Annotated in this window: 18 protein-coding genes; 16 read left to right on the plus strand and 2 right to left on the minus strand. The window is 36.7% G+C overall.

What is annotated here, in order from left to right; all coding sequences use genetic code 11:
• The first annotated feature begins 21 nt into the window (after positions 1-21).
• Both rimO and pgsA read left to right on the plus strand, forming a co-directional pair.
• Complete coding sequence (gene rimO / locus QKW49_RS01120; RefSeq protein ID WP_282865759.1) at positions 22-1,365, plus strand: 30S ribosomal protein S12 methylthiotransferase RimO; 1,344 nt, start codon at positions 22-24, stop codon at positions 1,363-1,365.
• Entirely contained in the window at positions 1,349-1,888 is a 540-nt protein-coding gene (pgsA, locus tag QKW49_RS01125) for a CDP-diacylglycerol--glycerol-3-phosphate 3-phosphatidyltransferase (RefSeq protein ID WP_282865760.1), read from the plus strand. Before rimO ends, pgsA begins: the two co-directional genes overlap by 17 nt.
• A gap of 112 nt (positions 1,889-2,000) precedes the next feature.
• Here the strand turns inward: pgsA and QKW49_RS01130 are convergent, their stop codons facing one another.
• Positions 2,001-2,867, minus strand: a complete 867-nt coding sequence (locus QKW49_RS01130; protein WP_282865761.1) for a hypothetical protein — start codon at positions 2,865-2,867, stop codon at positions 2,001-2,003.
• 26 nt (positions 2,868-2,893) lie between these two features.
• The gene (locus tag QKW49_RS01135) at positions 2,894-3,352 is read right to left on the minus strand and encodes a MarR family transcriptional regulator (protein ID WP_282865762.1); all 459 of its coding nucleotides are present in this window, start codon (positions 3,350-3,352) and stop codon (positions 2,894-2,896) included.
• A gap of 215 nt (positions 3,353-3,567) precedes the next feature.
• Here QKW49_RS01135 and QKW49_RS01140 point away from each other — a divergent pair, with 215 nt between their 5' ends.
• From QKW49_RS01140 to smc, 14 genes are all read left to right on the plus strand, one after another.
• Entirely contained in the window at positions 3,568-3,936 is a 369-nt protein-coding gene (locus tag QKW49_RS01140; RefSeq protein WP_282865763.1) for a response regulator, read from the plus strand.
• Positions 3,933-4,568: a chemotaxis protein CheC gene (locus tag QKW49_RS01145; protein ID WP_282865764.1), complete on the plus strand. Its 636-nt coding sequence runs from the start codon at positions 3,933-3,935 to the stop codon at positions 4,566-4,568. Before QKW49_RS01140 ends, QKW49_RS01145 begins: the two co-directional genes overlap by 4 nt.
• A complete protein-coding gene (locus tag QKW49_RS01150; RefSeq protein WP_282865765.1) occupies positions 4,561-5,505 on the plus strand; it encodes a sensor domain-containing diguanylate cyclase in 945 nt (314 codons plus the stop codon). The genes QKW49_RS01145 and QKW49_RS01150 overlap by 8 nt, the downstream gene beginning before the upstream one ends.
• A 184-nt stretch (positions 5,506-5,689) precedes the next feature.
• Complete coding sequence (fapR, locus tag QKW49_RS01155; protein ID WP_282865766.1) at positions 5,690-6,265, plus strand: transcription factor FapR; 576 nt, start codon at positions 5,690-5,692, stop codon at positions 6,263-6,265.
• Positions 6,266-6,269: 4 nt separating this feature from the next.
• Positions 6,270-7,286 (plus strand): phosphate acyltransferase PlsX, encoded by a 1,017-nt coding sequence (gene plsX, locus QKW49_RS01160; protein ID WP_282865767.1) that lies wholly within the window; start codon positions 6,270-6,272, stop codon positions 7,284-7,286.
• Positions 7,279-8,265, plus strand: coding sequence for a beta-ketoacyl-ACP synthase III (locus QKW49_RS01165; protein WP_282868026.1), 987 nt, complete (start codon positions 7,279-7,281; stop codon positions 8,263-8,265). The genes plsX and QKW49_RS01165 overlap by 8 nt, the downstream gene beginning before the upstream one ends.
• Before the next feature lie 14 nt (positions 8,266-8,279).
• Positions 8,280-9,227, plus strand: a complete 948-nt coding sequence (gene fabK, locus QKW49_RS01170) for an enoyl-[acyl-carrier-protein] reductase FabK (protein ID WP_282865768.1) — start codon at positions 8,280-8,282, stop codon at positions 9,225-9,227.
• A gap of 1 nt (position 9,228) precedes the next feature.
• Positions 9,229-10,167 (plus strand): ACP S-malonyltransferase, encoded by a 939-nt coding sequence (gene fabD / locus QKW49_RS01175; RefSeq protein WP_282865769.1) that lies wholly within the window; start codon positions 9,229-9,231, stop codon positions 10,165-10,167.
• A gap of 2 nt (positions 10,168-10,169) precedes the next feature.
• A complete protein-coding gene (gene fabG / locus QKW49_RS01180) occupies positions 10,170-10,913 on the plus strand; it encodes a 3-oxoacyl-[acyl-carrier-protein] reductase (protein ID WP_282865770.1) in 744 nt (247 codons plus the stop codon).
• Positions 10,914-10,977: 64 nt separating this feature from the next.
• Entirely contained in the window at positions 10,978-11,205 is a 228-nt protein-coding gene (acpP, locus tag QKW49_RS01185) for an acyl carrier protein (RefSeq protein ID WP_282868027.1), read from the plus strand.
• Between the two features lie 137 nt (positions 11,206-11,342).
• Complete coding sequence (gene fabF, locus QKW49_RS01190; protein WP_282865771.1) at positions 11,343-12,578, plus strand: beta-ketoacyl-ACP synthase II; 1,236 nt, start codon at positions 11,343-11,345, stop codon at positions 12,576-12,578.
• Positions 12,579-12,791: 213 nt separating this feature from the next.
• A complete protein-coding gene (gene rnc / locus QKW49_RS01195; protein ID WP_282865772.1) occupies positions 12,792-13,508 on the plus strand; it encodes a ribonuclease III in 717 nt (238 codons plus the stop codon).
• A 170-nt stretch (positions 13,509-13,678) separates the two neighbouring features.
• A complete protein-coding gene (locus QKW49_RS01200; protein WP_282865773.1) occupies positions 13,679-14,758 on the plus strand; it encodes a radical SAM protein in 1,080 nt (359 codons plus the stop codon).
• 83 nt (positions 14,759-14,841) lie between these two features.
• Positions 14,842-18,408 (plus strand): chromosome segregation protein SMC, encoded by a 3,567-nt coding sequence (smc, locus tag QKW49_RS01205; RefSeq protein WP_282865774.1) that lies wholly within the window; start codon positions 14,842-14,844, stop codon positions 18,406-18,408.
• Positions 18,409-18,701: the final 293 nt, after the last annotated feature.

The raw sequence follows: 18,701 nt of genomic DNA on the forward strand, positions 1-18,701 counted from the left end.
AAAAAGAAAGTAGGGAAACAGTTGAAATATAGAATTGGCGTAGTATCCCTTGGATGCGCGAAGAATTTGGTAGATACGGAGGTAATGCTGGGGCTGTTATCTAAAGAAGGTTTTACTATTACCAATCGTGCGGATTCGGCCCATATATTAATTGTAAATACATGTGGTTTCATAGAGTCTGCTAAGCAGGAATCCATAGATAATATTCTGGACTTGGCCGGATATAAAGAGACAGGTAATTGCAAACTGTTGATTGTAACAGGGTGCCTGGCTGAAAGATATCAGGATGAAATCATTAAGGAGATTCCGGAAGTGGATGCGGTAATAGGGACTGGGAATTATCATGAGATTGCGGATGTAATTAATGAAACATTTAAGGGGCAAAAAGTACTTAAATATGGTAATCAGGATTTTACACCCGAAGAGGGGCTGCCTCGGCTGCAAAGTACGCCGTCATATACAGCGTATTTAAAGATCTCGGATGGTTGCGATAATTTCTGCACGTATTGCATCATACCAAAGCTGAGAGGAAAATATCGCAGCAGAACCATTGAAAACATCGTAGCAGAGGCGAAGCAGCTTTCCGAACAAGGAGTGAAAGAATTAATTATTATTGCCCAAGATACCACACGATATGGGATAGATTTGTATGGTGAACATAAACTGCATCAATTATTAAATGAGTTGTGTGAAATAGATGGTGTGAAGTGGATTCGGTTACACTACTGCTATCCTGAGGATATTACGGACCAACTGATTGATGTTATCGCCAATCAGCCCAAAGTTTGCAATTATCTTGATATTCCTATTCAGCACTGCAGTAACGAAATTCTAAAAAAGATGGGCCGGAGAGGAACAAAAGAACAATTAACGGCCTTATTGGATAAAATACGTACAAGGATTTCTTCTGTGACCCTTAGAACATCTATTATCGTAGGATTTCCGGGAGAGAAAGAAAAGCATTTTGCCGAGTTGGAAGAATTTATTCAAGTGGTGAAATTTGATAGAGCAGGTGTGTTTAAATATTCTCAAGAAGAAGATACACCGGCTGCAAGCTTTGAGGGGCAACTAAACGATGAGGAGAAACAGGAAAGATATGAACGTCTCATGGTGCTTCAAAACAGTATATCGCAAGAGATTAATGACAGCAAAGTCGGAAAAATTTATGATGTCCTGGTTGAAGGATATGATAAAAGAGCAAGGCATTATTATGGTCGTACCTATGCTGACTCTTTAGATATAGATGGCAAAGCATTTTTTACAAGTAATATAAAATTAAATCCCGGTGATTTTGCCCAGGTAAAAATTACTCAAGCGAAAAATTATGACTTAATAGGGGAGAGCTATAATGAATCTTGCAAATAAGATAACAATGGTAAGGATATTCCTCGTTCCGATATTTATGTTCTTTTTATTAACTAAATTTCCATATGGCGCATATATTGCGGTAGGTATCTTTGTCTTAGCTGCCATTACCGATGGGTTGGACGGTTATGTGGCAAGAAAATGGAAGCAGGTAACCAACTTCGGCAAATTCATTGATCCTCTTGCTGATAAGCTTCTTGTTACAGCAGCATTGATCTCTTTGGTTGAACTGAACCAATTGTCTTCTTGGGTAGCAATGATTATTATTACCAGAGAGTTTATCGTAACCAGCTTAAGGGTGGTTGCCATATCCGAAGGTGTGATCATTGCCGCAAGTATGTGGGGAAAAATCAAGACGGTTACTCAGATTATTGCCATTGTACTTATGCTGATGAATGATTTTTCGTTTATGTTATTTGGTTTCTCTTTCGGTCAGATCGCTATGGTGGTCGCAGTAGTATTTACAGTGTTTTCCGGTGTCGATTATTTGGTAAAGAATTGGAAAGTAATTGATTTTAACTGACTTTATATAATATTCGTATAAAAAATCACTGAAAAGGCCAAGATTTTAAGGCTTATTCAGTGATTTCTTTTTGTTATTAGGAAAAAAGTTCTTGCAAAATTATGTGTAAAGTTCAACTATGTAATTTTATTTTTTCCAACTCAATTTGCAATGCATTTAATGCAATGGTATTGGAAAAAGTAAAATAAAAATTAATATGATCGTCATTAGCCAGTTTTAATGTATAACAAGAGATGTTTTCATCTTTGCTTTCAGTAACAAATGTATCGGTGATTTTATCTATAGGGATATAGGTCCATATCCCTCCGTAATTTCCATATCCATCCTTAATAATGATTAATTCTTTATCGGTTAGAATATGGATATGCGAACATGAAAGCTTTTTATAAAAAACTTTATTGAATATTTGAAGTACTTTTTTTTGAATAATTGGCTGTAAAACAATACAGAGAACCTTTTGACCCGGCTTGATACTTCTTCTGGCATAGTTCATAAACTTATAATTCAAGCTGCTGAGATAGTTGAACTTGCTTAACTCATTTGCGATATCCGCATCGTCGGATTTTTGAATATGCATCCTTGCTGATTCTATAAAAGGTTTAAAAAGATTTTCATTAACAGCGTTGTATTCTATGGTGGATGAGGTGGATACACCATCGTCTGTCCCCTTAATGCTAAACCAGGATTTCAGAAGGACAGTACCTGTTTCGATATAATGGATTTTATCCAGATGGTAACATATCGGTAGTATGTCTTTTTTAATCTTTTCAAGAACCACAATCTTTTTATCGTAAATATAGATAATTGTGGAATTGGTTTTATTAGCATACCACTTATTATTAGGTGGTATGAATACGGTATAGGGAAATAAAGATGGTGTATCCGCAAAAGACTTTAAATAGGGTTTAAAACTACTGGGGAGACTTTCGTAAGAATCAATGAATCTAGCCCAAGATTTCATTGTTTGAACAGATGACATGATTAGGACCTCCTATCACTTATATTTTATTTGCGTTCTTCCATGTTCAGTTGTGATATAATTTCCAGCATCATCCTAGAGGAAGTGTTTAAGTCATTAAGACGTTTTTCACTAAGGGTGGATATTTTAGATTTGATATCATTAATCATAAAGACATAATGTTCTTTTAAAAAATCTTTTCCTTTCTCAGTTAACTGTATATTTATGACTCTTCTGTCTTTTTGGTCAGGTATACGTATCGCATATTCTTCTGAAACCAACTTGTTTAACAATGATGTCATATAGGGCTTTGATAGTTTTAATTGCTTTGCGATTTCGGTGGTTGGTATTGTTTGATTGTGATAAATAATAAACATTGCTTCATAATGGGAGCGGCACATATCGGCATGTAATTGATCTTGCTCCGGATTTATGACTTTTTTATAGAATGATTGAAATAAGACAAATAAGTTTTCAGCAGTTTCTTTAAATTTATCATCTTTCATTAAAAAACTCCTTTAGCATTCGAATAATAGTTAGTTTAACGAATGGTTAGATTAACTAACTATTATTATATATTTGTTCATTAAAGATTTCAATAGTTTATATAAAAAAATGCAACTTTTATGTCACGTTTGAGTGATATTTCATCATTGATTAATCTTCCTTTTTATAGTAATATATAATAAATTATGTTTACAATGAAATGGGGTCGATGATCATGAAGATATTAGTAGTAGATGATTCTGTTTTTTCTCAAAAGATTAATGCTAATTTTATTAAGAAGTACATACATGATGCTGAGATTCATTTTGCGGATAACGGAAAAAACGCATTTGAGAAATATAAGCAGCTTAATCCTGACTATATTATAGTAGATTTATTAATGCCTATCATCAATGGTCAAGATCTGATTAGATTGATTAAAGAATATCGCAGTGACGCGAAAATTATCGTTGTGACCGCTGATGTTCAAAAAAGTATAAGAGAAGAAGTAGAAGCTTGCGGTGTCATGTTATTCGTAAATAAACCTATGAATCAAGAAAAAGCAGAAACAATAAGTGACATAATAAGGAAGGGCATCAAATGAATTTGGTAATATCAAATGAAGATGTATTAAGAGAGGTATTCAATATCAGTGTAGGGCAATCAGCCAGTATCCTTTCAGAGATTATCGATAAAAAAATATTATTGAACGTGCCGGATGTAAAAATATTGCATTTGAAAGACAGTAAAAGTGATATAAATGCGTATCTCAACAGTGTAGTTGAGGGTACTATTATGGTATCTTCTATTTCTTTCCAAGAAGATGTTGCCGGAAAAGCGAGCTTGATTTTTCCGGCGGATAAAATGAGAAATTTCATCAATCTCTGTATGCATGAGAATCATGGTCATGAGTATGGTGATCTAAATTTTACAGACGTCGATTTTGATATTATAAAAGAAGTAGGAAATATTATCTTAAACTCAATTATCGGAGAACTCGGTAACTATTTGTATATAAAGTTTAGTTACTCCCTTCCGGAAGTGCAAGTATTCAATAATATAAATATCGAAGAGATTTTAGGTAAAGAAGAATACACATACATATTAATGCTGTATATCACTTTTGATATAGAAGATTCTAAGATTGAAGGAGCGATTGCGATTAATCTGACACTAAATTCTTTGGAAGAGATTATGACAAAAATAAATACAATGGTAGATGATGTAAATGGATAAAATATTACAAAATACACTGAACTGCATTAATGAAGGAATAATGATTGCAAATAAGGACTTAAAAATATTATACTGGAATGATTGCATGGGATACTTGATGAATATGAGGTTAGAAGAAGTTGCCCATAAAAGTATTTATGATGTCCTGCCAAGTCTAGATAAAGAATATTTTAAAGGCTTAGTTGAAAGAGTAATGAAAAATGAATGCAAGATGTTCTTTTCAGCAGCTATGCATAAAGACCTGGTTAATACCGATAAAAAATTAAATTTAAGGATAAGCAAAATAGAAAATTGCGGACAACCTGTAATACTTTTTGAATTTATTGATGTAACCAATCAATTCCTTCGAATTCAACAATTAAAAGATTATGTTAATCAGTTATACAAATTAAATAAAGAGTTAAAAGAAAAAGAAAAAGTGATAGAGCAACTAGCTTATTATGATAAGCTGACAGGAGTTGCAAACAGAACACTATTTTATACACACGCTGAGAAATTTTTAGATAGTGCAAAACGAAACAATAGTTTGATGGGGTTAATGTTTATAGATGTCAATAAATTTAAAAGCATTAATGATACCTATGGACATGAAGCTGGTGACCAAGTGCTTATTAAAGTGGCCAATATTTTAACACAGGCTACAAGGAAAAACGATGTGGTTGCGAGATATGGGGGAGATGAGTTTCTAATACTGCTGCCGGATATAAAAAGTTACCATAATCATAATGTAATTGCTTCAAGAATTATCAATACAAAGAATAAGATTATCCATGGTGATGGAGAAGAGATCAATATATCATTAAGTATTGGGGTTAGCTTTTATCCTGATGATGGTGAAAATATAGACCAAATTATTGCCAAAGCGGATAAAGCGATGTATATTGCCAAGAAAAAGGATGGGCAAGATAATTGCTTCTGTAACGATAAGATTTCTTGATCTAAGTCATAAAAATAAGTTTATGAATAAATTATTTGTTTTTAATTTAAAATACATCTTGTTGTAAAAAGATGTATTTTTTTATTTTTTAGTTGAAATTATAACGAAAATATATTATACTTATTTATGATTTGTAATTATAACCAGGTAATAATACTATATAATATATTATGAGGTGTATGAAATGGGAAGAGTTACATCAAAAAAGGAGAGACAAAAAAGTTTACAAGAGCAACTGAAGGAAGATCCTTTTTTAACTGATGAAGAGCTTTCAGAGCTGTTTAATGTTAGTGTCCCTACCATACGCCTGGATCGATTGGAGTTAGGTATTCCGGAACTAAGAGAACGTATTAAGAATGTAGCTGAAAACAGCTATAATAAGGTAACTACCATCCAAAGCAAGGAAATCGTTGGTGAACTGGTGGATATAAGCCTTGGGAAAAGCGGAATATCCATACTTGAAACAGATGAAGACATGGTATTTGAAAAAACAAAAATTGTCCGCGGTCATTTTATTTATTCCCTTGCGGAAACGTTGGCAATTGCAGTGATTGACGCACAAGTGGCATTAATCGGGGTAGCCAATATAAAGTATAAAAGTCCGGTATATGCAGGAACGAAGTTGATTGCAAAAGCTGAAGTAATACGCATACGTGAGAATAAATACATCGTCTGGGTAAAGATAAAAGAAAAGCAGATAGAAGTTTTCAGAGGAAAATTTATTCTTGTTTCTTTAAAAGGAGAAGTCAAGAGGAGGTAAACGGATGAAGATTATTGTTGACGCTATGGGTGGAGACAATGCTCCTGTTGAAATAATCAAAGGAAGTGTCCAGGCATCCAAAGATATGGATATTGATATATATTTGGTTGGGAATGAGGAAATAATTTCAAATGAACTAAATAAATACCAATATACCAAGGAAAGAATACATATTATAAATGCTGCTGAAGTCATTACGAATGATGATGTTCCTACAAAGGCCATAAAAACCAAAAAAGACTCTTCACTTGTAAAAGGTCTAAAAATGTTAAAGAATAGAGAAGGGGATGCGTTTGTTTCAGCAGGCAATACCGGTGCATTGCTAACAGGCTCATTGTTATTGGTGGGTAGAATAAAGGGTATTGACCGACCTGCATTAACGCCGGTCATTCCTACCAGTACCGGTTGTTCCCTATTAATCGATGCGGGAGCGAACACCAATTGCAAACCTATTAATCTTTTGCAGTTTGGGATCATGGGTTCAGCTTATATGAAAAAAGTGCTGGACATTGAGTCTCCAAAGGTAGGGCTGGTGAATATCGGCGCTGAAGAAGGAAAAGGAAATGATTTGACTAAGGAATCTTATCCGATGTTAAAAAATGCCCCCATCAATTTCTTAGGCAATATTGAAGCACGGGATATTCCGGACGGATCGGCAGAAGTGTTGGTGTGCGATGGATTTGTAGGAAATGTCATACTGAAATTTATGGAAGGCATGGGACTGACATTTTATTCAAACATAAAAAATATATTTACAAAAAATATTTTCACTTATTTGGCTGCAATGTTAGTAAAAAAAGGGTTGAAAGATTTTAAAAAGAAAATGGATTATACTGAGTATGGCGGGGCACCATTATTAGGGATTGATGGCGTTGTTATTAAAGCCCATGGAAGTTCAAATGCAAAAGCATTCTATTATGCCATCAAGCAAGCAAAGAAATTTACCGAAACAGAAGTGATAGCTGAGATTAAAGAATATATTCACAAGACGGGAGAGGGGAGCTTTGATTCGGATGAATAATGCTGGTATTGTTGGTCTGGGTATGGTTGTACCGGATAAGGTACTAACAAATCATGACCTGGAAAAAATGGTTGAAACCTCTGATGAATGGATAAAGACAAGAACAGGCATAGAACAGCGCAGAATCGCTAATGATGATGTTTTTACCTCTGACCTTGCAGCGGCTGCAGCAGAGAAAGCATTGCAAGACGCAGGATTGAAGGGGGATGAAGTTGAGTTAATCATCGTTGCGACATGTACGCCTGATATGTATAGTCCTTCAACAGCATGTATCGTACAACATAAATTGGGCGCTGTAAACGCTGCTGCTTTTGATGTAAATGCTGCTTGCTCCGGATTTATTTATTGTTTATCGATAGCGAATCAGTTTATTTCTAGCGGGCAGTATAAAAATGCTCTGGTCATAGGCGCTGAAACATTATCAAAGGTAATAGATTGGAAGGATAAAAACACGTGTGTTCTCTTCGGAGATGGTGCGGGAGCAGTAGTGCTAAAACCTGTTGAAGAAAACAAGGGAATATTGGCGACGCACTTAGGTGCAGATGGCTCAATAGGAAAACACCTTACGATTCTCGGATTGGCTTTAGAGCCGCAGGAAGTGGAGAAAAGATCATCGGATAATCCAAGAACGCTTTGGATGAACGGATCGGAAGTTTTTAAGTTTGCTGTAAAGATCATGGCTGAAGCCTCACTTACAGTATTGGAAAAAGCGAATAAAACGCTTGAGGATGTTTCTCTTATCGTACCGCACCAAGCCAATATAAGAATTGTAGACGGGGCTGCAAAAAGGTTAAAAGTTAAAAATGATAAGATATATATTAATTTGTATAAATATGGTAATACTTCTGCGGCATCCATTCCTATTGCTTTATGTGAAGCGGTGGAAGAAGAGCGTATAAAAAAAGATGACTTGCTGGTTTTGGTTGGATTCGGCGGTGGGCTTACATGGGGTTCAGCTGTGATCAGATGGGCGAAGTAAAGGGGAGGTTTAATATGAAAACTCGAATCTGCGACATATTAGGAATTGAATATCCTATTCTGCAAGGCGGTATGGCATGGGTTTCTACAGCTGAACTGGCTGCGGCTGTATCAAACGGTGGAGGCCTCGGGATTATCGCTGCCGGTAATGCACCGGCCGACTGGTTGAGAAATCAGGTGAAAAAAGCGAGAGAGTTAACCGATAAACCTTTTGGTGTAAATGTAATGCTGCTGTCTCCTTTCGTAGATGAAGTGATGGATGTCATTTATGAAGAAAAGGTTTCAGTGATTACAACTGGAGCAGGAAATCCGGGGAAATATATTGAAAAGCTAAAATCCATAGGCACAAAAATAATCCCGGTCGTTCCCAGTGTCGCACTTGCGAAAAAGATGGAAAAGTGCGGCGTGGACGCAGTGATTGCAGAAGGCACAGAATCAGGCGGGCATGTCGGTGAGTTGACTACAATGGTATTAGTACCGCAGGTTGTGGATGCGGTGAATATACCGGTGATCGCTGCAGGTGGTATCGGAGACAGCAGAGGGATTGTAGCAGCGTTTTCTCTTGGGGCTGAAGGCGTACAAATAGGAACAAGATTCCTTTGTTCCACCGAATGTACGGTGCATGAAAATTATAAGATGGCCGTCATTGGTGCAAAAGACAGGGATGCAGTTGTTACGGGACGTTCTACAGGACACCCGGTTAGAACATTGAAAAATAAGTTAACAAAAGAGTTTGATAAATTAGAAGAAAGCAAAGCATCTGTTGAGGATATCGAAAATCTTGGAAAAGGCAGATTGCAAGCTGCTGTTTGTGATGGTGATGTTGTTTTTGGTTCCGTGATGGCGGGGCAGATTGCCGGATTAATTGGTGATATTAAGCCATGCAAAGAGATTATTGATGAATTAATGAATAATACCTGCGATGTAATTGACAGGATAAAATCTATTTATGGAGGGCATTAATATGGGTAAAGTTGCTTTCATCTTCCCCGGACAGGGTTCTCAGTCGGTGGGGATGGGAAAAGAGCTTGTTGAGAGTTATGATGCTGCGAATGCCGTATATGATCAGGCAACCCAAGCATTAGGTATGGATATGAAAGCTATGATATTTGAAGGTGATGAAGAAACACTGAAAATCACAGAAAATACTCAGCCTGCCATACTTACAGTGAGCATAGCTTGTTTCGAAGTCTTAAAAGAAAAAGGTATAAAGCCCGATGTAGTGGCCGGACTAAGCTTAGGTGAGTATTCGGCTCATGTTGCTGCAGGTTCTGTCGACTTTGATGCAGCAGTGCAGTTAGTAAGAAAAAGAGGGAAATACATGCAAGAAGCTGTACCGTTAGGCGTTGGAACAATGGCAGCGATTCTAGGATTAGACAACCAGGATGTTATAGATTGCTGTGAGCAAGCTAAGGACGCAGGGATTGTAGAACCGGCAAACTTTAACTGCCCTGGACAAATCGTAATCGCCGGAGAAGTGAAGGCTGTGGAAAAAGCCTGTGCAGTTGCAAAGGGAAAAGGTGCCAAAAGAGCAATGGTACTGCCTGTGAGTGCACCATTCCATTGCAGCATGTTAAAACCTGCGGGGGATAAATTGGCAGTAGAATTGGATACAGTAGAAATAAAGGATATGAGCGTTCCGGTAATAGCGAATGTGAATGCAGAATATATAAAGGAAAAAGATCAAATAAAAGAATTGCTCATCAAGCAGGTTAGCAATAGTGTGAAATGGGAAAACAGTATTAAGAAAATGATTGAAGACGGGGTAGATACTTTTATAGAAGTTGGCCCGGGAAAAGCGCTCAGCGGGTTTGTTAAAAAGATTGACAAAACAGTGAACATTTATAATGTTGAAGATGTATCTTCCCTGCAAAAAACAGTAGACGCATTGTTAGGGGTGTGAAAATGAGCTTACAAGGAAAGACAGCAATTGTTACCGGCGCGGGCAGGGGTATCGGCAAAGCTGTGGCAATAAAACTAGCGCAAGAAGGCGCTAATGTGGTGGTTAACTACAGTTCATCTTCTACATATGCTGAAAAAACTGCTGAAGAAATTAAAAGCTTCGGGGGAAACGCAGTGATCTGCAAAGGCGATGTCAGAAGTATGGAAGATGTTGAACAAATGGTAAAAACAGCTGTAGATCATTTTGGCCCTGTAGATATATTGGTGAATAATGCAGGAATCACGAAAGATACGCCTATTGTTAAAATGAGTGAAAAAGATTGGGATGACGTCTTAGATATTAACTTAAAAGGTGCTTTTAATTGTACTAAAGCTGTTGCCAAGATGATGATGAAAAGGCGGTCAGGCAAGATTATTAATATTACCTCCGTAGTAGGTGTAATGGGCAATAAAGGCCAGGCAAACTATGCTGCTTCAAAGGCAGGAATGATTGGTCTTACAAAATCTACAGCAAAAGAATTGGCGTCAAGAAATATTACTTGCAATGCCATTGCGCCCGGTTTTATCCAGTCGGATATGACGGATCAATTATCTGATGCGGTCAGAGAAGAATATTTGAAAAGCATACCGCTTAAAAGGTTAGGGACACCTGAAGAAGTGGCTGCTATCATCGCATTTCTTGTTTCTGATGCTGCAAATTATGTTACAGGTCAAGTATTACATATTGACGGTGGGCTAGTAATGTAATATTATCTAAATATAGCAAATATTTATTTAATAAATCTTACTTCTGTGGAAGGAGGTGAATGGAATGATCTTTGAAAAGGTTAGAGAGATCGTTGTTGATCAACTAGGTGTTGAAGAAGATGATGTTACAATGGAAGCTTCCTTCATTGATGATTTAGGCGCAGACTCTTTGGATATCGTTGAACTTATCATGGCTCTTGAGGAAGAGTTCGATTTAGAGATACCTGATGAAGAAGCAGAAAAAATTGCATCTGTTGCTGATGTAGTTGGATATATCAAAGCCAATAACTAACAAAAAGTCCCGTTCATCGGGACTTTTTGTCTTTATTAAGTTAATTCTTATTAGTTTATAATTACGATTATAAATTTATTATATAGATCAGAACTTTGTGAACCGTGAATCATAATTAATAGATCGGGGGCAGTAAAATGAAAAGAAGAGTAGTAATAACAGGTGTAGGTGCAGTTACACCTATAGGACATGGAAAAGAAGCTTTTTGGAATGCAATAAAAGAAGGACAATGCGGCATTGATCTTGTAACACGTTTTGACACCACAGATTATACTTGTAAAATTGCAGCAGAAGTAAAGGATTTTGACGTTACACAATATGTTGATAGAAAAGAAGCTAAAAGAATGGACAGATATACCCACTATGCAATGGCTGCTTCCAAGATGGCGTTGGAAGATGCAAACATCAATGTTGAAGAGTTGGATGGTGAAAGAGTCGGTGTTATCTTAGGCTCGGGAGTAGGTGGAATAGGGACTTTGGAAGACCAGCATAGTACTTTAATGGCAAAAGGTCCGGGAAGAGTAAGTCCGTTCTTTATTCCTATGATGATATCCAATATGGCTGCCGGACATATTGCAATCATGACCGGTGCAAAAGCAGTAAATGAAACAATTGTGTCTGCATGTGCATCGGGAACAAATGCTATTGGTGATGCTTTCAGAGCAATTCGTAACGGGGATGTAGATGTAGTTATTTCCGGAGGTGCCGAAGCCCCTATCACACCGCTAGCTTTTGCCGGATTCTGCTCTATGAAAGCAATGTCTACCAGAAACGATGATCCTAAATGCGCATGTAGTCCATTTGACGCTGAAAGAGATGGATTCGTTATGGGAGAAGGAGCAGGTATTGTCATTCTTGAAGAATTGGAGCATGCTTTAAATAGAGGCGCTAATATCATCGCAGAAGTAGTTGGCTATGGCTCAACAGATGATGCATATCATATTACAGCACCGGCACCCAATGGAGAAGGCGGTGCAAGAGCGATGAAGCTTGCAATTAAGGATGCAGGAATTGAGGCTTCGGATGTGGATTATATTAATGCCCATGGCACGTCAACACCATATAATGACAAGTATGAAACTGCAGCAATTAAAACCGTATTTGGTGATCATGCATTTAAGTTTGCTGTAAGTTCTACAAAATCAATGACAGGGCATTTATTAGGTGCAGCAGGCGGAATAGAAGCGATTGTATGCGCTCTTGCATTAAAAGAGGGGTATATTCCTGCTACAATGAACTATAAGAACGCAGACGCTGAATGTGACCTTGACTACGTTATCAACAAAGGCAGAAATCAGGAAATTCAGTACGCACTGTCAAATTCATTAGGATTTGGCGGTCATAACGCCACAATACTATTGAAGAAATATTGATAAAGTATATGTAAACATATATATTATGTGTTTTCGTAGGGGCGGACGACTCTGTCCGCCCGCAGCTAACACAATAATACCATCGGGCGGACAGGGTCGTCCGCCCCTACAAATTTACGTTTAGTCTGATATATAATTTTTCAATAACTTTTGGTGAGCAGCCTGAATAATTTTCAGGTGCTGACCAAATGTTGTTGACCTTTGGAGGAGAGTATGAAGACCGACAAGCAACTAAAACAAAACCTTGAGATATTTCAGAACCAAATAAAATATAAATTCAGAAAAATTAATCATCTGATTGTAGCACTCACCCATAGCTCCTATGCAAATGAGAATCGGCACAGCAATATTCTTAGCAATGAGCGCTTGGAGTTTTTAGGAGATGCGGTGTTAAATATTATCGTAAGCGATTATATATATAGACAATATTCCGAGCTTCCCGAAGGAGAGCTGACGAGGATCAGAGCGAGTGTTGTTTGTGAGCCGTCCCTTGCACAATGCGCTAAGAACTTGGAAATCGGAAAGTTTCTTTTTCTAGGCAAAGGAGAAGAGATGACGGGCGGAAGAGAAAGAATCTCTATACTGTCGGATGCATTTGAAGCAATAATTGCTTCCATCTTTTTGGATCGTGATTTGGAAACAGCAAAAAGGTGGGTATTGGATCAATTAAGTGCAACCATTGAGGCTGCGGTAGAAGGTACGGTTTTCAAGGATTATAAAACAATACTTCAAGAACTGCTTCAGAAGAACAGTGAAGAACGTGTAGAATATGAAATTGTAGCTGAAAGCGGTCCGGATCATAATAAAGAATTTCATGTGGACGCAAAACAGAATAACAAGGTAATAGGTACGGGTAAAGGAAAAAGCAAAAAAGAAGCTGAGCAAAATGCTGCAAAGTACGCGTTGGAACAGTTGCAATCAAATTTGTGAAGCATTTTACCTATCAACGATTGATCATTTAATGATGAAATATTATATTTATAGCTGTAGGGGCAGGCCTTGTGTCTGCCCTCTTTTAAATGGAGATTTATATCGGGCAGACACAAGGCCTGCCTCTACATTAACACCAATGCAGTAATATTATAGAATAAGGAGTACTTATGCATAAAAAAAATTATATCATTCCCATTTTCGTGCCGCACAAAGGATGTCCCCATGATTGTATTTTCTGCAATCAAAAAAAAATAACAGGAAGTAGAGATGACATTAACGCTGCAACCGTTGAAAGTATCATCAACAAATATCTGGACACAATTCCCCGCAAAGATGCTGTAATTGAGGTTGCTTTTTATGGTGGAAGCTTTACCGGTATTCCTCAAGAAACACAAATAGAGTTGCTTCTTGCTGCAAAAAGGTTTAAGGATCAAGACCGGATTCAAGGGATCAGATTGTCTACACGGCCTGATTATATTGATGAGCATATCGTTGAGCTATTAAAACAAATGGGGGTTACCACCATTGAATTGGGAGTGCAGTCTATGGATGCTGAAGTACTAAAGCTCAGCTATAGAGGACACAGTTGTGAAGATGTTGTAAGGGCTGTATCAATCATAAAACAAAAAGGATTTACATTAGGTCTTCAGATGATGGTTGGCTTGCCTGGGGATAGCGAACAGACCATCCAGCGTACTGCGGATGAAATTATTGCGCTAAAGCCTGATATCGTGAGGATCTATCCAACACTTGTAGTTAAAGAGACGGCACTGGAGAAGCTTTATTACCAGGGTAAATACAAACCTTTCGGCTTAGATGCAGCAGTAAAGATATGCAAAGAATTACTGGTCAAATTTGAAATGGCAGGAATTCAGGTAATACGAATAGGATTGCAGCCTACCGATACGATGCAAGAAGGCAAAGATATTATAGCAGGACCTTTTCATCCGGCTTTTAGGGAATTGGTTGAGTCCCAATTGAGGTTGGATATGATAAAATTTGCTGCAAATCAATTCACAGAAATAACAGGAGGCTTGCAATTAGAGGTTCATCCTAAAGCGCTGTCAGAAGTGGTAGGAGTGAAGAAGAATAATATAAATCATTTAAAACAATACTTGAAAATTGATACAATCCATATCATTCAGAATGCCGATTTGATGAGAGATGAAATCATTGTAAACAAAGAAAAGACTTCAATAAAAGTGTCGAAAAAAATCTTCTATAATAGTTTGAAACCCATAAAATAGATGATTTTGATCATATGATTTATTGCTATTTTAAGATTTTATGTTAAAATGAAAATAGTTTGAAAATACGGGGTGTATCAATTGTGTATTTAAAGTCATTGGAAATTCAAGGTTTTAAATCTTTTCCCGATAGAGTATTTGTTGAATTCGGACAAGGGATCACATCGATTGTAGGTCCTAATGGCAGCGGAAAAAGCAATATTTCCGATGCGGTAAGATGGGTTCTTGGAGAGCAGAGTGCAAGAATCTTACGCGGCAGTAAAATGGAAGATATCATCTTTGCCGGAACTGAGCTTAGAAAACCGATGGCGTTTGCAGAAGTATCTCTTACATTGGATAATTCCAATAAGATTTTACCTATAGATTATAACGAGGTATCTATTACACGTCGAATCTATCGTTCGGGAGAAAGTGAATTTTTTATTAATAAATCTTCCTGCCGTCTTAAGGATATACATCAATTATTTATGGATACCGGGCTGGGGAAGGATGGTTATTCTATTATAGGACAAGGTAGAATCGATGAGATTCTAAGTTCAAAGTCAGAAGAAAGAAGAATGATCTTTGAAGAAGCTGCCGGAATAACAAAATACAGATATAGAAAAGATGAAGCAGAAAAAAAACTAGAAATGACAAGGCAGAATATCATTCGATTAAAAGATATTATCACTGAATTGGAATTTCAGATAGAACCTTTAAAAGAGCAATCGGAGAAAGCAAGACAATACCTTAGTTTAAAAGAAAAATTGAAGGTTTTGGAAATTAATGTTTGTTTGGATGCTATTGGAAATCTCAAAAAGAGTTCTAATGAGATCAATGAAAATTTTGAGATTCTTACATCTCAATTACAGCTTGATCAGGCAAAGCTGCAAGAACTGGAGGAAGCACTTGATTCGGAGTATGAAATTATAAAAGGGTATGACGAACAAATTGAGGTCACAAGGAATAAGCTTCAGGATACCAAAACAATGATTGAGAAACATAAAAATGATATTATCGTTTTAGAGAATAATATCAAAAATAACAAAGAAATATTGAAAAAGATTGATGAAGAATTTACTTATATTGAAAAGAAAATTGCATTGCTAAATAAAGAACGATTAGAAAAAGAATCATTGTTGAAGCATAAGACCGATAAGCAGACAGAAGTACAAGGAATCATTAGTGATTTAGAGATCAAAAATCAACAGATTCATCAGTTTTTAGAGTCTGAAAATTCAACGATAGATTCGCTAAAAAGTGAAGTTATTGATAAGATGAACCATATTTCCGAAGCTAAAGTTAAGGTTAACAGCTTGAAGGTATTGCAGAATAATTTCTTGGATCGGAAGAAATCCATTGATAAGGAACTTAATCAGCAGAAGCATCACATGCAGCAGCTTCAAGAGACTATGAATAATATGAAAGAGCAGTATAGTACTCTGGTTTGTGATATTAATCATAAAAAGAAGCAGTATCAAGAATATACCCAAGAGATTATTGGGAGACGCAATAATCATAAAGAGCTCTCTTCACAGTACAGCGCTTTTATTTCATCCGGTAAGGAATTGATGTCCAGAAAGACGCTGCTTGAAGAGATGGAACGGGGTTATGAAGGATATAATAAAAGCGTAAAAAACGTATTGCAGGCATGGAAGCATGGCAGGCTTGAAAAAGTAAAGATTCATGGCGTACTATCTAAGTTGGTTAGTGTTGCCGATAAATTTACTACTGCAATTGAAATAGCCTTGGGTTCCGCTATGCAAAATATTGTTGTAGAAACAGAGCATGATGCGAAAGCAGCAATAGAATATTTAAAAGCAAATCAACTAGGTAGAGCTACGTTTCTTCCCATATCATCAGTGAAGGGGTCCATGCTGGAAGATAGAGGCGGGAAGATCAGCAGATGTAAAGGTTATCAAGGGATTGCGGTGGAGCTTATTGATTTTGACAGCAAGTACCGGGGCATTATGAACCAACTGCTTGGTAAAGTGGTGATTGTAGACCATATAGATCATGCGATTGATATGGCGAAAGAATTCTCTTATAGATTTAGAATTGTAACGTTAAATGGTGAAGTTTTAAGCCCGGGGGGATCGTTGTCGGGGGGAAGTATAAATAAAGTCAGCAGCTTTTTAAGTCGTGCAAAGGAAATTGACAAGCTGCAGCAGCAGATTGCCGAGATTGAGCAATCAAAAGAAGAAACTTATAAAAAAATTGCAGAAGAAGAAAAACAAATAAATAATGTTGAAAGATCTCATAAGTCTATCGAGATTAGTCTGAAAGAAGCAGAAGGATGTTATATTTCTTTAGAATCCGAGATTAAGCATAATGAATCTACGCATCAGCGATGTATGCAGACCATAGCCGCGTTGTTGAAAGAGAATAAGCAGATTGAAGAACAGATTGAAAATACGGAAAGTGAAATAGTCAGATTGCTGGATGATAATAAGATCAAGGAAGTGGAGATAGAGAAAATAAAGAACCGGATATCGTCAAAGCACGCCGCATATCAAAATGAAATAGCTGAAAAAGAAAGTATTAATCAGCAATTGATGGATCAAAAGATTGTTTTAGGGTCTATTTATAAGGATATCGATGTATTGTATGAGCGCATGGACATCATACGGAATGAAATTAAAGAATATGAGAATAATAAAAAAGACAAAAATCAAGGTCTGCTGGGTCTTCAAAAAGAGAATGAAAGTATTCAAAGCAGTATTAATAGTAAAATAAATAATATTGATGCCTTAGAACAAGAGATGAGTTTACTTCAACAGGATACCCAACAATACTTCAGTAAAAAAGAACAAGCCCAGCAAAATGTAAATATCCATCACTCTTCTATCAAACAAAAGCGTGAAAGTATCTCAGTACTGCAAAATGAGCTTTATAGGATTGAAAACAAAAAGATCAGGGTAGAGATGGAATTGGAGAACAATATTAATAAACTTTGGGATGAATATGAGCTGACATTCAGTAGTGCCGAAGAATATAAAGAAGAGATAGGCGGTATTCAGCAGGCTCAAAAACAAATTAATATCATAAAAAATGAAATTAGACAGCTTGGAAATGTAAATGTAAACGCAATTGAAGAGTACAAGCAGGTTAAAGAAAGATATGAATTTCTCACTGTACAGCGTGATGATTTGGAAAAAGCGGAAATGGGACTGGTAAAGATTATTAATGATATGCTGTTGCTGATGAAGAAGCAGTTTTCAGAGCAATTTAACATTATCAATGAAAGCTTTGGTATAGTATTTAATCAGTTGTTTGGTGGAGGAAAAGCAGCGTTGAGACTGTCTCAACCCGATAATATTCTGGAAAGCGGCATTGAAATAGAGGTGCAGCCTCCCGGAAAAAAACTTCAGAATATTATGCTTTTATCCGGAGGGGAAAAAGCATTTACAGCGATAGCGCTATTATTTGCAATTCTCAAGGTAAGACCGACTCCGTTTTCTATCCTGGACGAGATTGAAGCTGCTTTAGATGATGCAAATGTATATAGATTCGCGCAGTATTTAAAAAATTATAGTCAGCAAACACAATTTATTATCGTAACGCACCGCAGAGGAACCATGGAATCAGCAGATATCCTTTATGGAGTGACCATGCAGGAAAAGGGAATTTCAAAGTTGATATCGTTAAAAATGGACGAGGTCGCAAGCTAGTTTTTAATGGACAATGGACAATGGACAATTAATAGTGAATAATGAATAGTGAATAACGAATAGTGAATAACGAATAGTGAATAACGAATAGTGAATAGTGAATAACGAATAGTGAATAGTGAATAACGAATAGTGAATAATTAATAGTGGATAGCGATAGGAAAAATTTTACGTAAAATGCTGGGCATGGCATGATTGTAGGGGAGGCCATTGGCCGTCCGCATTGGTAATCTATGCTTTTGATGGACAATTAATGTTTGGACTTACAGTAGTTGCCACTCAGAGTAAGGTTT

The organism is Petroclostridium sp. X23, assembly GCF_030013905.1.
Lineage (GTDB): Bacteria > Bacillota > Clostridia > SK-Y3 > SK-Y3 > X23.

Bases quoted from the DNA above. Each gene is read 5' to 3' on its own strand.
- QKW49_RS01145 (WP_282865764.1), top strand. From the start codon at position 3,933: ATGAATTTGGTAATATCAAATGAAGATGTATTAAGAGAGGTATTCAAT.
- QKW49_RS01130 (WP_282865761.1), bottom strand. From the start codon at position 2,867: ATGTCATCTGTTCAAACAATGAAATCTTGGGCTAGATTCATTGATTCT.
- QKW49_RS01150 (WP_282865765.1), top strand. From the start codon at position 4,561: ATGGATAAAATATTACAAAATACACTGAACTGCATTAATGAAGGAATA.
- QKW49_RS01135 (WP_282865762.1), bottom strand. From the start codon at position 3,352: ATGAAAGATGATAAATTTAAAGAAACTGCTGAAAACTTATTTGTCTTA.
- plsX (WP_282865767.1), top strand. From the start codon at position 6,270: ATGAAGATTATTGTTGACGCTATGGGTGGAGACAATGCTCCTGTTGAA.
- fabD (WP_282865769.1), top strand. From the start codon at position 9,229: ATGGGTAAAGTTGCTTTCATCTTCCCCGGACAGGGTTCTCAGTCGGTG.
- QKW49_RS01140 (WP_282865763.1), top strand. From the start codon at position 3,568: ATGAAGATATTAGTAGTAGATGATTCTGTTTTTTCTCAAAAGATTAAT.
- fabG (WP_282865770.1), top strand. From the start codon at position 10,170: ATGAGCTTACAAGGAAAGACAGCAATTGTTACCGGCGCGGGCAGGGGT.
- QKW49_RS01200 (WP_282865773.1), top strand. From the start codon at position 13,679: ATGCATAAAAAAAATTATATCATTCCCATTTTCGTGCCGCACAAAGGA.
- fabK (WP_282865768.1), top strand. From the start codon at position 8,280: ATGAAAACTCGAATCTGCGACATATTAGGAATTGAATATCCTATTCTG.
- rnc (WP_282865772.1), top strand. From the start codon at position 12,792: ATGAAGACCGACAAGCAACTAAAACAAAACCTTGAGATATTTCAGAAC.
- acpP (WP_282868027.1), top strand. From the start codon at position 10,978: ATGATCTTTGAAAAGGTTAGAGAGATCGTTGTTGATCAACTAGGTGTT.
- fabF (WP_282865771.1), top strand. From the start codon at position 11,343: ATGAAAAGAAGAGTAGTAATAACAGGTGTAGGTGCAGTTACACCTATA.
- pgsA (WP_282865760.1), top strand. From the start codon at position 1,349: ATGAATCTTGCAAATAAGATAACAATGGTAAGGATATTCCTCGTTCCG.
- fapR (WP_282865766.1), top strand. From the start codon at position 5,690: ATGGGAAGAGTTACATCAAAAAAGGAGAGACAAAAAAGTTTACAAGAG.
- QKW49_RS01165 (WP_282868026.1), top strand. From the start codon at position 7,279: ATGAATAATGCTGGTATTGTTGGTCTGGGTATGGTTGTACCGGATAAG.